The sequence below is a fragment of the Bacillus sp. FSL K6-0994 genome, from assembly GCF_038630815.1.
Lineage (GTDB): Bacteria > Bacillota > Bacilli > Bacillales > Bacillaceae > Bacillus > Bacillus safensis.
In genome coordinates this window covers 1,466,598-1,480,042 of sequence record NZ_CP152043.1, presented here as the reverse complement: position 1 = coordinate 1,480,042, position 13,445 = coordinate 1,466,598, and the positions used below count along the sequence as shown (strand labels likewise).

The window sequence follows — 13,445 nt, the reverse complement described above, 5'->3', positions numbered from 1 at the left end:
AGATGATGGAAAACAGAGTGAAATCCCCCTGAATAACGAGGGGGATTTTATTGGTTCATATGATGTTTCTGCAATTTAGCAAGTGCTTCCTGTGCAGCGTGCTGTTCTGCTTCTTTTTTAGAGCGTCCATTTCCAATTCCGAGCACTTCACCTCGAAGGGATACATTTGCTTCAAATTCCCGGTTATGTGCAGGCCCTTTTTCATGCAGGATACGGTATTCGAGCACACCTTTTCCATCGCGCTGCACAAATTCTTGCAGCTGGCTTTTAAAGTCCATGACGTGCGAGAATGCTCCATCGTTAATTTTCGGATAGACGTACGCTTCTAGGAAACGTTCAACCGGCTCAAGCCCCTGATCTAAATAAAGTGCACCGATAAACGCCTCGAATACGTCCGCTAAGAGTGCTGGGCGTTTTCTGCCGCCTGTCATTTCTTCGCCTTTTCCTAAAAGAACAAGGTCTCCGAAGGACAGCTCATGTGCTAGTGATACAAGTGACGGTTCACATACGATCGCCGCTCTTAGTTTCGTTAAATCTCCCTCGCTCATCGCTGGATATTTTGCAAATAAAAATTGAGAGATGGTCAATTCTAAAACAGCATCTCCTAAAAATTCAAGTCTTTCATTATCCTCGTATGGCTTTTTCCGGTGTTCATTCACATAAGAGGAATGGGTAAAGGCTTGATATAGAAGCTTTTCATTTTTAAATTGTACAGAAATGCGCTGCTGGAATTCTCTAAATTGCTCTAGTTTTTTGCTCTGTTTCTGTTTGTCTTTATATTGTTTTGGCATAGCAACCTCCAGGTAGGCGTAATCGCCTTTAAGGATACTGATTATATGGAGTCTCTCTTTCTACATGCAGGGAAACATTGCTCCCAGCATCTGAAAAAGGCTGACAATTGATCAGCTGAATGTGTTGAAACTAACATAAATTTTCAAAGTCCCGTCAAAAGTAGACGGGACTTTGTTACACTTATTGCTGGTTATTTATGTAGTTCACAGCGTCACCGACTGTTGCAATTTTTTCAGCATCTTCGTCAGAAATTTCCATATCGAACTCATCTTCAAGTTCCATAACTAGCTCAACTACATCAAGGGAATCAGCGCCTAAATCTTCTTTAAATGAAGCTTCCATTTTCACGTCAGCCTCATCAACGCCAAGGCGGTCTACAATAATTTTTGATACACGCTCTAATACGTCTGCCATTGCCTTTCACCTCCCCTCAAAGTATTATAGTTGAATTGTTTTTAAAAAACTAGAGAAAACCGAATGAAATTTTGATATTTCTTAGGACATGACCATTCCGCCATCTACTTGGATGGTTTGGCCTGTAATATAACCTGCTCCTTCTGAAGCTAAAAAGACAACGACGTTGCTAATATCTTCAGGTGCACCAAAGCGTGCGAGCGGAATTTGCTTGAGCATTTCCGTCTGTACATTTTCATCAAGCTTGTCTGTCATATCTGTTGAAATAAAGCCTGGTGCTACTGCATTAACAGTAATATGACGGGTTGCCAGCTCTTTTGCTGTTGTTTTCGTTAATCCGATGACACCAGCTTTTGCTGCAACATAGTTTGCTTGTCCAGGGTTACCACACACACCAACGACTGAAGCCAAATTGATAATTCTTCCGCTTCTTTGCTTCATCATTTGACGTGTCACAGCTTTTGTACAGTTAAAAACACCTTTTAAGTTTATGTTAATGACATCATCCCATTCATTCTCTTTCATTCTCATGAGCAGGTTGTCCTTTGTGATCCCTGCATTATTCACAAGAATGTCAATTGAACCAAAGGTATCAATCGCTTGTTTCATCATGGCTTGTACTTCTTCAGCATTTGAGACATCAGCTTTCACAGCAAATGCCTGCTGGCCGAGTGCTTTGATTTCATCTACGACTTCATTTGCTTTTGCTTCGTTTCCAGAATAGTTCACGACAACATTTGCACCACTTTTCGCTAAATCAATCGCGATGGATCGGCCAATCCCGCGTGATGCTCCTGTTACAACGGCTGTTTTATTTGTAAGCATCAAGAATCCTCCTTCAATGTTTGAATGGCTGCTTCAATTGTTTCTTGATCTGAAACGGAAATCGTCGTCAGGCGGCGATTCACTTTTTTCACAAGACCTGAAAGCACTTTGCCAGGACCAATTTCAATAAATGTTGTGACGCCTAAATCAATAAGGCGTTCCACACTTTCTTCAAAACGAACAGGAGAATACAGTTGTTCAATCAGTTTTGTCTCAATTTCATCTCGGGAAGTCACGATGTCTGCTGTTACATTTGAGATGACCGGTGTTTTCGCATCCGCAATATCCAGCTTTGACAAAACATCCGTAAATTTTTCAGCGGCTGGTTTCATTAATGCAGAATGGAAAGGTCCGCTCACTTCAAGGGCAATTGCACGTTTTGCGCCTTTTTCTTTCGCTTTCTCTGAAGCAAGTTCTACCCCTTTTGCTGTACCAGATATCACGATTTGACCAGGACAGTTTAAGTTAGCGAGCTCTACAAGGTGACCGCTCTCTGTCACTTCTTTTGTCACTTCTTCAAGTGCCGCTTTGTCTAAGCCAAGAATTGCTGCCATGGCGCCTTCTCCTGCTGGAACAGCTTCATTCATTAATTCTCCGCGCTTTCTGACTGCATAAACAGCATCTTTAAACGAAAGTGCGCCTGCTGCAACGAGGGCCGTGTATTCGCCAAGACTGTGTCCTGCTGTATAATCTGCTTTGATTCCGCTCTCTTCAAATTTCTTTAAGATGGCGATACTTGTCGTTAAAAGAGCTGGCTGCGCGTTAAAGGTGAGCGTCAGTTCTTCTGCATCCCCTTCAAAAATCAGAGAAGATAAGTCAAACCCGAGGGTCTTGTCTGCTTCTTCAAAAACAGCTTTAGATACTGCTTCTTGGTCAAATAAATCTTTTCCCATGCCAATTTTTTGAGAGCCTTGGCCAGGGAATAAAAATGCAATTTTAGTCATGCTGCTTTACCTCCATTAAGACTCATTCGTTGTTTCTTTTTGGACTTCTTGATGAATGATGGCTGAAACGTCTTTTTCTACGATATCACGTGCCTGACGAATTGCATGGAAAATGGCATTTTCGTCAGAGGAGCCGTGCGCTTTAATGACAGGTGCCTTTAAACCAAATAAAGCGGCACCGCCATATTCGGAGTAATCCATTTTAGATTTCATCTGCATTAATTTTGGCTTCATCATGCCTGCTGCTATTTTTGCTGTAAAACTGGATGTTAATGTTTCTTTCAGCATTTTAAAGACAGAAAGGGCTGTGCCCTCAATCGTTTTAAGCGCAATATTTCCAGTGAAACCATCTGTGACAACAACGTCAGCAACACCTTCTAATAAGTCACGAGACTCTACATTTCCTACGAAATTCAAATCTGATGCTTTTAATAATTCAAAGGTTTTTTTCGTTAAATCGTTGCCTTTTTTATCTTCTGTTCCTACATTTAACAGTCCAACACGCGGATTGCTCTTTGGGAAGACACGCTCTGCGTAGATTGATCCCATCATGGCATATTGCACGAGATGTTCTGGTTTAGCATCAACGTTGGCACCAACATCTAGTAACAAGAAGCCGCTGCCATCCAGTGTTGGCAAGGTTGGGGCAAGTGCCGGTCTGTCAATACCGTCAATTCTGCCTACGATAAACAGTCCAGCTGTCATGAGGGCGCCAGTATTTCCTGCTGAGATGCAGGCATCTGCTCGTCCCTCGGATACTTCCTGCGCCATTTTCACCATAGATGAATCCTTTTTACGTCTAACTGCACGCACTGGTTCATCCGTCGGTTCAATCACTTCTTTTGCATCTAAAATCGTGATGCGGTCGTTGTTTGTTATGTATGGTTTGATTTTGTTTTCATCGCCGACAAGTGTAATCTCGATATCTGAAAATGCTGTTAAGCTTTTTTGCACACCGTCAATAATGGCTTTAGGGGCATGATCTCCCCCCATTGCATCGACTGCAATTCTCATATTACGTGCCACCTTTTACTTTTGTTTTGAGCGATACATGACGAAGTCACCTGAAAAGACAACTTCCTCACCAACATAGCTGTTTACTTCAACTACGGTTCTTCCTTTTTCTTTATCATGTGAGGCTACTTTGGCTTTAGAGACGACTCTTTCGCCTTGTTTCACCTGCCTTGTAAACCTGATATTCGCTTTTGCTGTCAAAGCCAGTTCATCGTCGATGACGGCAACTGCCAGCGAATTTGCCTGGGCGAAGAGATGATGTCCCCTGGCAATTTGGTTTCGGCTGAATACATGCTCTTTTCTCACTTCTAAAATGGAAATGGCTTGGTCATCAAGCTCTACATCAATCATTTCTCCAATCACTTCATCCAGTGGAAGTGACTTTACTTCATCCTCTAATGTCTTTTCGGCCACATGCTTAATTCTTTCGCGTAATTCAGGGATCGACAGCTCTAAACGATCAAGACGAACCGTTTGTATGCTGACACCGAATTTACTTGCCAATTCTTCATCAGTAATGAATGGAGTCGAGCTGATCGTTTGCTGGAGAAGCTTTTGACGTTCTTTTTTATTTAGTTTCATATGCAGACACCATCCGTACATTTATGACTAGGTACTAATAGTAGTATATAATCTCATAGATGATAAATCAATCCTTGTTTCAAAAAGACAAGAAAATTCCTCCAGCGTTTGATCAGCTTAATTTATCTCCGCCCAGCACACCACTGTCTATCAGCGTTTGCCGGAGTTCTTTGTATTCGGGCTCAGTCCAAAAGGCGTCCGATTGGACAAGGTCTGCTGCATCTTTTCTAGCCGTTTCCAGTGCTCTATAGTCATGAACCATATCTGCTACCTTAAATTCTGGCATCCCGCTTTGTTTTTTACCGAAGAAGTCGCCAGGTCCTCTTAGTTCTAAGTCCTTTTCAGACAATTCAAAGCCATCGGTTGTTTCGGACATAATCCGCATCCGCTCTTTCCCCGTTTCTGACTTCGGATCAGCCATTAAAATACAAAATGATTGATGCTCTCCTCGTCCGACCCGGCCTCTTAGCTGATGAAGCTGAGACAGTCCGAAGCGGTCTGCATCATAAATGACCATGATGGTTGCATTCGGTACGTTGACCCCGACTTCAACGACTGTGGTTGAAACGAGAATTTGTACATCATTTGCGGTAAAGGCTCTCATGACCTGATCTTTTTCATCACTCGCCAGCTTCCCATGCATTAAGCCAATCGACCACTTGCCGCGGTATGCCTCAGTGAGCATGCTATGGACATCAAGCGCATTTTGGACATCAAGCTTGTCTGATTCTTCAATGAGCGGACAAATAATATATGCCTGTCTGCCTTTTCTCAGCTCTTTATCAACAAAAGCAAGAATTCTCTCAAGCATGTCATGCTTCACCCAATACGTTTCGATTTGTTTTCTGCCAGCTGGCAATTCATCAATGACGGAGACGTCCATTTCTCCAAAGACAGTGATCGCAAGTGTTCGCGGAATAGGTGTGGCCGTCATAAACAAGACATCCGGGTCCTGCCCCTTGCTTCTTAGTTTTTTCCGCTGCTCTACGCCAAACCGGTGCTGCTCATCTGTGATGACAAGACCGAGCTGTTGAAATTCGACTTCGTCTTGAATGAGTGCGTGCGTGCCGACTAATATGTCAATCTCGCCTTCTTTTAAACGTTCAAGCAATTCTCTGCGTCGCTTTCCTTTCACAGAGCTTGTCAAAAGGGCAATATTCAGCCCCCATTTTTCAAACAGCTGGTAAAGTGAATCGGCATGCTGTTCTGCCAAAATTTCTGTTGGGACCATTAATGCACCTTGAAAACCTGATAAATGAGCGGCATAAAGCGCAATGGCCGCAACAGCTGTTTTCCCTGAACCTACATCTCCTTGGAGCAGCCGGTTCATTCGATATGGAGACGCCATGTCCGACATGATTTCATCAAGCACTCTTGATTGTGCCTTCGTCAGCGGAAATGGCAGGCTGTCAACAAACTCAAAAACTGCCTCTTTGGAAAACGGATGCTGGATGCCTGATGTTCTCTCTCGTTCTTTCTTTCTAATCGCCTGCATCTTCAGCTGAAAGATGAGAAATTCCTCGTACACAAAACGGCGTCTTGCTTGCTTGAGCGAGTCTCTTGTTTCTGGGAGATGAATGGTTTTTAATGCTTCCTGATAGGACATGAGTTTATAGGCAGAAACAAGCTGCTTTGGCAATGGATCTTCAGCTTTGTCTGCATAAAGTGACAAGGCTTGCTTTACAAAGCGCCTCATCATTTTCACGGTCACATTTTCTTTTACTGAATAAACGGGCTCTATACTGCCATCTTGCTCGTGCGTCCCTTTTTTAAATTCCTGCACCATGATAGATTGACGGTTTTTATCCCATTTTCCTGTGACGGAAACTGTACCACCTAACACAAGGCTTCGTTTTAAATACGGGCGATTGAAACAAATCGCCGTAATGAGAAAACGCCCGACAAGCAGCCTGAATGTCAGCCTGCTTCGTTTTTTGCCATAATAGGTGAGAACGGGCTCACTATGTACTTTTCCTTCAACTGTGACACGTTCGTCATGCCTTACTTCTTCTAAGTTACGAAGCTCATAGTCGTCATATCGATAAGGAAAGTAGCCGAGTAAATCGGCTACTGTGTAGATTCCAAGTTCATTGAGTGTTTTTTCGGTTTCCTCTCCAATCCCCTTCAGGACAGAGACATTATCTTGCAGTTTCTGTATCACGAGATGAGGTCACACCTCCGAAAATCTTCTTTTCAAGCTCTCTTGCTGTCGGTGTCGCTGCGAGACCGCCTTGGGCTGTTTCGCGAAGAGCCGTTGGCATCGTTTGACCGATTTTGTACATCGCATCAATGACTTCATCACATGGAATGCGGCTTGTGATGCCGGCAAGAGCCATGTCTGCTGCAATCATGGCGTTAGATGCACCCATTGCATTTCGTTTCACGCACGGTACCTCGACAAGTCCCGCTACAGGATCACAAACAAGTCCAAGCATATTTTTCAGTGTAATCGCCATCGCTTCTGCAGATTGCTGCGGTGTCCCGCCTGCCATCTCGACAATAGCTGCTGCCGCCATCCCTGATGCAGAACCTACCTCTGCCTGACAGCCGCCTGCTGCACCGGAAATGCTGGCGTTATTCGCCACAACAAAACCAAATGCGCCAGAAGTAAATAGGAATCTGACCATTTGTTCCTTTGTTGGCTTTAATGTTTCTTTTACTGCAAATAACGTACCTGGTACAACACCTGCTGAGCCTGCTGTAGGCGTGGCACAAATGGTTCCCATTGCAGCATTGACTTCATTTGTTGCAACTGCTTTACTGACAGCATCTAATATCGTATGACCAGACAGTGTTTTGCCTGATGCGATATAGGCTTGAAGTTTGACTGCATCTCCGCCTGTTAAGCCTGATAATGATTTCACACCCTTCAGCCCATTTTCAACGGCCTGCTCCATCACTTCTAGGTTGCGGTACATCTGGGAGAAAATTTCCTCACGTGACTTCCCTGTCACTTCCATTTCTTGCACAATCATAATTTCTGAAATGGAGGTATTCCGTTCTTCTGTTAGCTGCACGAGTTCTTTGACGTTTTTAAACATCATTCATAACCTCCTTGTTGTTACTCTGCAATTTGTGTGACTTGAATAATGTTTGGCAGCGTTTCTAGCTCTGATAGGACAGCTGGGTCAATATTTTGATCTACTTCAATCGTCATCAGTGCCTCTTGCCCGACATCTTTACGCGCCACTTCCATATGACCGATGTTGATGGCGAATTTCGCTAAGACATTGGCAACTGCCGCAATCGTCCCGTAGCGATCGTTATGAACCACAAGAATAGCAGGATGATTCCCTGAGAGCCTGAGCTCAAAGCCATTTAATTCTGTGATTTCAATTTTACCTCCGCCGATGGAAATCCCGATTAGTTCAAGGCTTCCGTTCGCATCTGAAATCTCTACTTTTGCTGTATTCGGATGCGCCGGCACCGCCTCTTCTTCTTTAAATTCAATGTCAATCTCTTTGCTTTTTGCAATATCAATCGCTGTTTTGATTCGTTCATCAAATGTATCAAAGTCAAGAACACCGCCGATAATGGCGACATCTGTACCGTGTCCTTTATACGTATCTTTAAAAGAACCATAAAATGAAACGACAATTCGTTTCGGTTCTCTTCCAAATAAGCTGCGGGCTACTCTCCCTATACGAGCCGCACCCGCTGTGTGCGAACTTGATGGCCCAATCATGACAGGTCCAATAATATCAAACACACTTCTAAATTTCATAGGTCTTCCCCTCTCATCACCACTCGCGTATGGTTTGGTTCTTTCTTTAGACTAATGGATTCATTCGTTTCCCGCAACTCATTTCACCGTTGAATGGCTAGTAAAAAATTGCAAAAGAAGAAGAAGGGCTTTATTTGCCCTTCTTTCGTTATTCAACCGCTAAAATATATGAATAAAGCGGCTGTTTTCCATCGTGGACTTCAACTTCTACATCTTCAAATGTTTCTTCAATAAAGGCTTGTAACACATCCAGCTCATCAGATGATGCATCTTCTCCTTTAATGATGGTGACAATCTCATCATCTTCTGTCACCATTTTGGTTAGAAGTTCTTTTGCTGCATCTAATTGATTTTTCGCTGTTAACGTGATTTTCCCGTTGAACAGACCCATATAGTCACCTTTCGCAATGTCGATTCCATCAATTTGAGTATCTCTTACTGCAAAGGTAATTTGCCCGCTTTTCACATGGTCAATCGCTTCTAGCATCGCTCTTTCATTGTCTTCATTTGAAGCTGCTTCATTGAGAGAAAGAAGTGCCGACATTCCTTGAGGAACGGTCTTCGTCGGAATGACAACGACCTCACGGTTTGAGACAGTTGCCGCCTGTTTAGCTGCCATGACAATATTAGAATTATTAGGTAAGATAAAGACGGTTTCGGCATGTACGCTTTCTATTGCTGTGACAATGTCTTCTGTGCTCGGATTCATCGTCTGCCCGCCTTCAATGACGACGGAAGCTCCGATGCTTTTGAACAAGTCAGCAATTCCTTCTCCCATTGCGACACTGACCACACCAAAGCGCTGTTTTTCAGCAGCAGGTGCTTTTGGTGCAGTAGGCACATGTTCTCTTTCTTCGTTCACGATTGAGCTATGCTGCTCTCTCATGTTTTCAATTTTCATATTAATCAAGCTGCCGTAGCGCTGTGCATATGATAAAACATCTCCTGGCTGCTCGGCATGAATATGAACTTTCGCCAGTGTATCGTCAGACACCACAAGAAGTGAATCTCCGAATTCACTTAAGTCTTCTCTGAAGGCATTCTCATCAAAGGACTGTTTGTCTTCTTCAAATTTCACCATAAATTCAGTACAGTAGCCAAATTCGATATCTTCTGTGTTCATATGGCTTTGTGCACTTTTATGATGCTCTGCACTAACGAGTTCTTTTAGCGTAGGTAAAGAAGCCGATTTAGGAGGAAGCTCTTCACCTCTTAATGAAGCAAGGAAACCTTCATATACGCATAGAAGTCCTTTACCTCCACTATCGACAACACCCACTTCTTTTAAGACAGGAAGCAGATCTGGCGTTCGATCAAGTGATGCTCTTGCTTCCTCAATCGTTAACTCTAGAACGCGGTCAATTTGATCCTCTGCTGCTGAAACAGCAACCGCTTTCTTTGCTGCATCCTTTGCAACTGTTAAGATCGTTCCTTCAATCGGTTTCATCACGGCTTTATATGCTGTATCAACACCCGCCTGTAAGGCAAGAGCAAATTCTTTTGCATCAATTGTTTCTTTTTGTTCAATATGTTTACTGAAACCTCTAAAGAGCTGTGACAGGATCACGCCAGAGTTTCCTCTTGCGCCCATCAATAACCCTTTTGACAGGGCCACGCCGACCTTCCCAATATGATCGGTGTTTGTTTCTTCAACTGCTTTTGCCCCTGAAGTCATCGACAAATTCATATTTGTCCCCGTGTCTCCGTCTGGCACTGGAAAAACATTTAACGCATCCACAATTTGTGCGTTTTGAGAAAGATGGTGAGCACCTGCAAGAATCATTTTTGCAAATGAGCGGCCATCAAGATTTCTAATAGACAATATATTTCCTCCTTACTACGGGTTCGTAACTTTTACTCCTTGTACATAAATGTTGACCGAGTCAACAGAAAGTCCAATTGTATGATGAATCGTATATTTGACTTTCGTTTGAACATTATGTGCGACTTCTGATATTTTTGTACCGTAGCTGACGATGATGTACATATCAATATGAATGCGGTCTTCTTTCTGACGCACAAGAACACCCCGGCTGAAGTTCTCTTTGCGGAGAATATCCGTCAAGCCGTCCTTAATTTGGTTTTTGGACGCCATGCCAACAATACCATAGCAATCGATCGCAGCGCCTCCTGCCACCATTGCAATGACTTCATTTGATATATCAATTTGTCCGTATTTCGTTCTAAGTTCAATGGACACATTGGTTCCCCCTTTTTGAGAAATTGCCCTGAGTTATCACTATTTTACTATAAGACCCTTCTTTTTAAAAGAAATCATTCAATCCGACCCAATCCTACTTATACTATAGCCTCGATTTTTTATCAAGATGTCAAGGTATTTTTCTTGAAAGAGGAGTAAACAATCCTTGCAAACCCCTTGAAGCTGTGGTAAATTATTAAAGTATCTTGAGGCATCTCTAAGTACGTATATGAAGAATATGATGATGTTTTCGCAGTTAGGAGGGAAACAAATGGCACGTAAATGCGTTATTACAGGCAGAAAAACAAAAGCTGGGAACAACCGTTCTCACGCAATGAACTCTACAAAACGTACATGGGGCGCGAACCTTCAAAAAGTTCGTATTCTAGTGGACGGTAAGCCTAAAAGAGTATATGTATCAGCTCGAGCTTTGAAATCTGGTAAAGTTGAGCGTGTATAAGCAAGAAGAGTAAACGCCTGCTACAATAAACTGTAGCAGGCGTTTTTATGTGGAAATAAAGGAGATTACTCATTAATCTTTTTTAAATGAACCAAGCATCGCACGGACAATGCCGCCAAGAAATCTAGGCAGTTTGATTGTATAAAATTTCATTTTGTCCCCCTCCTAAAAGTACCGCTTGCAGCACAATTGAGCTTAATCAGCCATCCACATTGATAGGTTGGTCAATCTTTGCTTCTTACCATTATTAATATGCCTTCATGAAAAGAAAAAGTACCATTTGAGTGGATGAGTTCGTTACTAATACATAGTGTGGAACCAGGCTCAATATGACAATTTTTCAGAGGATATTTGAAACCTTTTAATGTCAGCTTTTCAACCGATGTACCAAAGGGCAGAAACGACACATATTTTTTATCAGGGTCTTCTTTTATTTCGTATGTACCAGGTCCAAACATTTGAATGATATTTTGCTTATCTACAAGAGTGATGTTCTGCTTGTGCTGAATGCCTTGATATAGAAGGTGAATATTTCCAAGAAAGTGATCAGCCCTTCCTCCTGTAATGCCGTAAATGTGAATATGCGCAGGGTGCTGGCGCATGGCCCAGTTCAGCGCAAGCTCTAAATCGGTTTCATCTTTTTCAGCCTGAAATACATTCAAGGCAGGCAATTTCTTTTTCAGCTCGCAAAGCTCTTCTTCTGTCACACTGTCAAAATCACCAAAAGCCTTGGCAGGCATGATGCCGTGCTCTAGTAAAAAGAGCGTCCCCCGGTCTACACCGACCCAGAGAATATCGTCCTGTGATGCTTCATGTTCAAGGGGCGGGATGTAATCAAAAGGACCGCCGGCTACGATATGTATGTGCATGATATACGCTCCTCTCCATGTAAAAAGAACCAAAGATCAGAGTGACTTTGGTTCCTTTTTTTACGCTTCTCGAATGGCCTGAATGGCTGCTGCACGGTTGTCTTTACCGTATACCGCTGAGCCGGCCACAAGTAAGTTAGCGCCCGCCTCTTTACAGCTCTTTGCAGTCTCTACATTGACACCGCCGTCTATTTCTATGAGTAAGTCTGATAAGCCCTTTTGTTCGCTAAGGGTCTTCACTTCTTTTACCTTCGTGAGGACAGATGGAATAAACGCCTGTCCGCCAAAACCAGGATTCACCGTCATGAATAAGATAAGGTCTACATCCTCTAATACATGCTCAATCTGAGAAACAGGTGTGTGCGGGTTCAAGACGATGCCTGCTTTTACGCCTTGTTCTTTTATGTGTTGTATCGTTCTGTGCAAGTGCGGACAAGCTTCTACATGGACAGAAATAATGTCAGCACCTGCTTTTGCGAATGCAGGAATATACCGGTCTGGCTGCTCAATCATTAAGTGAACATCGAGCGGCAGCTTTGTATGCGGTCTGATCGCTTCCACAACATTCGGCCCAAATGTAATATTCGGTACAAAATGGCCGTCCATCACGTCGATATGAATGTAATCCGCTCCGCCTTGTTCCACATCACGGATATCTTTCTCCAAATTGGCGAAATCTGCTGATAAAATGGAAGGGGCAATATAAACCATGAGTTAGTACCTCGGCTTTCTGTCTTTGATTTCAGTTAAAAACTCTAAATAATGCTGATAGCGATACGCTCTGATTTGCTCTTGTTCGACCGCGCTTTTTACCGCACAGCCAGGCTCTTTCACGTGCAGACAGCCTCTAAACTTACAATCTGCACTCCGCTCTTTAATTTCTAAAAAGTAAAGGCCTAAATCTTCCGCTTCGATGCCGGTAAATTCGAGTGAGCTAAAGCCAGGTGTATCTGCAATGAGCCCTTCTGCTGTACGAATGAGTTCGACATGTCTTGTCGTATGCTTCCCCCTTCCAAGATGAGAGGAAATATCATTGGTTTTCAGCGCCAAATCAGGACTCATCGCATTTAAAAGAGAGGACTTACCTACACCAGACTGACCGGCAAATACAGTGATTTTATTGTGAAAATGCGGGGTCAGCTTTTCAATTCCGTCTCCCTCGATCGTGGATGTTACATGAACATCATACCCAATTTGCCGGTAGTCCTCTGCATAGCCTTGAATACTTTCACGCTCTTCATCTGTTTTCAATAAGTCCATTTTTGTGATACAGATAATCGGCTTAATATCATTTGCTTCCACCAGCACTAGAAATCTGTCTAAAAGCGATGTGCTAAAGGTCGGTTCTGTCGCAGAGAAAACGAGCACCGCTTGATCGACGTTACTAATAGGCGGACGAACAAGTTCGTTTGTCCGCTCTTTTACTTCTAATAAGTAGCCTTCTTTATCGTTGTCCGCTTGATATACAACATAATCTCCAACAAGAGGTGTGATTTTGTTTTTCCGAAAAATGCCTCTCGCTCTGCACTGAATCACTTTTCCACTTTCTAGAGACTCATCGAGCACATAATAAAATCCGCTTAATGCTTTAATAATTTTGCCCTCAGGCATAAAGTCCCTC

At 43.0% G+C, this 13,445-nt stretch carries 16 protein-coding genes; 1 reads left to right on the top strand and 15 read right to left on the bottom strand.

Annotated elements, in window-relative coordinates:
* Positions 1-47 precede the first annotated feature (47 nt).
* The 11 genes from rnc to MHB69_RS07520 all read right to left on the bottom strand — a co-directional run bounded on the left by rnc (position 48) and on the right by MHB69_RS07520 (position 10,495).
* Complete coding sequence (rnc, locus tag MHB69_RS07570; protein ID WP_034281759.1) at positions 48-791, bottom strand: ribonuclease III; 744 nt, start codon at positions 789-791, stop codon at positions 48-50.
* A 181-nt stretch (positions 792-972) separates the two neighbouring features.
* Positions 973-1,206, bottom strand: a complete 234-nt coding sequence (acpP, locus tag MHB69_RS07565) for an acyl carrier protein (RefSeq protein WP_008344853.1) — start codon at positions 1,204-1,206, stop codon at positions 973-975.
* 81 nt (positions 1,207-1,287) lie between these two features.
* The gene (gene fabG, locus MHB69_RS07560) at positions 1,288-2,031 is read right to left on the bottom strand and encodes a 3-oxoacyl-[acyl-carrier-protein] reductase (RefSeq protein ID WP_024424196.1); all 744 of its coding nucleotides are present in this window, start codon (positions 2,029-2,031) and stop codon (positions 1,288-1,290) included.
* Positions 2,031-2,975, bottom strand: a complete 945-nt coding sequence (fabD, locus tag MHB69_RS07555; protein WP_101677207.1) for an ACP S-malonyltransferase — start codon at positions 2,973-2,975, stop codon at positions 2,031-2,033. Before fabD ends, fabG begins: the two co-directional genes overlap by 1 nt.
* A gap of 15 nt (positions 2,976-2,990) precedes the next feature.
* Entirely contained in the window at positions 2,991-3,989 is a 999-nt protein-coding gene (gene plsX / locus MHB69_RS07550) for a phosphate acyltransferase PlsX (RefSeq protein ID WP_034281756.1), read from the bottom strand.
* Positions 3,990-4,004: 15 nt separating this feature from the next.
* Positions 4,005-4,571, bottom strand: a complete 567-nt coding sequence (gene fapR / locus MHB69_RS07545; RefSeq protein ID WP_024424199.1) for a transcription factor FapR — start codon at positions 4,569-4,571, stop codon at positions 4,005-4,007.
* Between the two features lie 112 nt (positions 4,572-4,683).
* Positions 4,684-6,732, bottom strand: a complete 2,049-nt coding sequence (gene recG, locus MHB69_RS07540; RefSeq protein ID WP_342496125.1) for an ATP-dependent DNA helicase RecG — start codon at positions 6,730-6,732, stop codon at positions 4,684-4,686.
* A complete protein-coding gene (gene sdaAA, locus MHB69_RS07535; protein ID WP_024424200.1) occupies positions 6,710-7,612 on the bottom strand; it encodes an L-serine ammonia-lyase, iron-sulfur-dependent, subunit alpha in 903 nt (300 codons plus the stop codon). Before sdaAA ends, recG begins: the two co-directional genes overlap by 23 nt.
* 20 nt (positions 7,613-7,632) lie before the next feature.
* The gene (sdaAB, locus tag MHB69_RS07530; protein ID WP_024424201.1) at positions 7,633-8,295 is read right to left on the bottom strand and encodes an L-serine ammonia-lyase, iron-sulfur-dependent subunit beta; all 663 of its coding nucleotides are present in this window, start codon (positions 8,293-8,295) and stop codon (positions 7,633-7,635) included.
* A 148-nt stretch (positions 8,296-8,443) separates the two neighbouring features.
* Positions 8,444-10,117 (bottom strand): DAK2 domain-containing protein, encoded by a 1,674-nt coding sequence (locus MHB69_RS07525; protein ID WP_041117363.1) that lies wholly within the window; start codon positions 10,115-10,117, stop codon positions 8,444-8,446.
* Positions 10,118-10,132: 15 nt separating this feature from the next.
* Positions 10,133-10,495, bottom strand: a complete 363-nt coding sequence (locus MHB69_RS07520) for an Asp23/Gls24 family envelope stress response protein (protein ID WP_008344871.1) — start codon at positions 10,493-10,495, stop codon at positions 10,133-10,135.
* Positions 10,496-10,766: 271 nt separating this feature from the next.
* Between MHB69_RS07520 and rpmB the strand changes: the two genes are divergently transcribed.
* Positions 10,767-10,955, top strand: a complete 189-nt coding sequence (rpmB, locus tag MHB69_RS07515; protein ID WP_003212514.1) for a 50S ribosomal protein L28 — start codon at positions 10,767-10,769, stop codon at positions 10,953-10,955.
* A 72-nt stretch (positions 10,956-11,027) separates the two neighbouring features.
* Here the strand turns inward: rpmB and spoVM are convergent, their stop codons facing one another.
* From spoVM to rsgA, 4 genes are all read right to left on the bottom strand, one after another.
* Positions 11,028-11,108: a stage V sporulation protein SpoVM gene (spoVM, locus tag MHB69_RS07510; protein ID WP_008354550.1), complete on the bottom strand. Its 81-nt coding sequence runs from the start codon at positions 11,106-11,108 to the stop codon at positions 11,028-11,030.
* A gap of 71 nt (positions 11,109-11,179) precedes the next feature.
* Positions 11,180-11,824 carry a thiamine diphosphokinase gene (locus MHB69_RS07505; protein WP_034281751.1) on the bottom strand — a complete coding sequence of 215 codons (645 nt, stop codon included), beginning with the start codon at positions 11,822-11,824 and terminating at the stop codon, positions 11,180-11,182.
* Between the two features lie 60 nt (positions 11,825-11,884).
* The gene (rpe, locus tag MHB69_RS07500; protein ID WP_252058025.1) at positions 11,885-12,535 is read right to left on the bottom strand and encodes a ribulose-phosphate 3-epimerase; all 651 of its coding nucleotides are present in this window, start codon (positions 12,533-12,535) and stop codon (positions 11,885-11,887) included.
* A 3-nt stretch (positions 12,536-12,538) separates the two neighbouring features.
* Entirely contained in the window at positions 12,539-13,435 is an 897-nt protein-coding gene (gene rsgA / locus MHB69_RS07495; protein WP_342496124.1) for a ribosome small subunit-dependent GTPase A, read from the bottom strand.
* Between the last annotated feature and the right edge of the window lie 10 nt (positions 13,436-13,445).

What these genes read in the sequence shown, in the direction of transcription:
- rnc (WP_034281759.1), bottom strand. Translation starts at nt 791, where the DNA reads ATGCCAAAACAATATAAAGACAAACAGAAACAGAGCAAAAAACTAGAG.
- acpP (WP_008344853.1), bottom strand. Translation starts at nt 1,206, where the DNA reads ATGGCAGACGTATTAGAGCGTGTATCAAAAATTATTGTAGACCGCCTT.
- fabG (WP_024424196.1), bottom strand. Translation starts at nt 2,031, where the DNA reads ATGCTTACAAATAAAACAGCCGTTGTAACAGGAGCATCACGCGGGATT.
- fabD (WP_101677207.1), bottom strand. Translation starts at nt 2,975, where the DNA reads ATGACTAAAATTGCATTTTTATTCCCTGGCCAAGGCTCTCAAAAAATT.
- plsX (WP_034281756.1), bottom strand. Translation starts at nt 3,989, where the DNA reads ATGAGAATTGCAGTCGATGCAATGGGGGGAGATCATGCCCCTAAAGCC.
- fapR (WP_024424199.1), bottom strand. Translation starts at nt 4,571, where the DNA reads ATGAAACTAAATAAAAAAGAACGTCAAAAGCTTCTCCAGCAAACGATC.
- sdaAA (WP_024424200.1), bottom strand. Translation starts at nt 7,612, where the DNA reads ATGTTTAAAAACGTCAAAGAACTCGTGCAGCTAACAGAAGAACGGAAT.
- sdaAB (WP_024424201.1), bottom strand. Translation starts at nt 8,295, where the DNA reads ATGAAATTTAGAAGTGTGTTTGATATTATTGGACCTGTCATGATTGGG.
- rpmB (WP_003212514.1), top strand. Translation starts at nt 10,767, where the DNA reads ATGGCACGTAAATGCGTTATTACAGGCAGAAAAACAAAAGCTGGGAAC.
- spoVM (WP_008354550.1), bottom strand. Translation starts at nt 11,108, where the DNA reads ATGAAATTTTATACAATCAAACTGCCTAGATTTCTTGGCGGCATTGTC.
- MHB69_RS07505 (WP_034281751.1), bottom strand. Translation starts at nt 11,824, where the DNA reads ATGCACATACATATCGTAGCCGGCGGTCCTTTTGATTACATCCCGCCC.
- rpe (WP_252058025.1), bottom strand. Translation starts at nt 12,535, where the DNA reads ATGGTTTATATTGCCCCTTCCATTTTATCAGCAGATTTCGCCAATTTG.
- rsgA (WP_342496124.1), bottom strand. Translation starts at nt 13,435, where the DNA reads ATGCCTGAGGGCAAAATTATTAAAGCATTAAGCGGATTTTATTATGTG.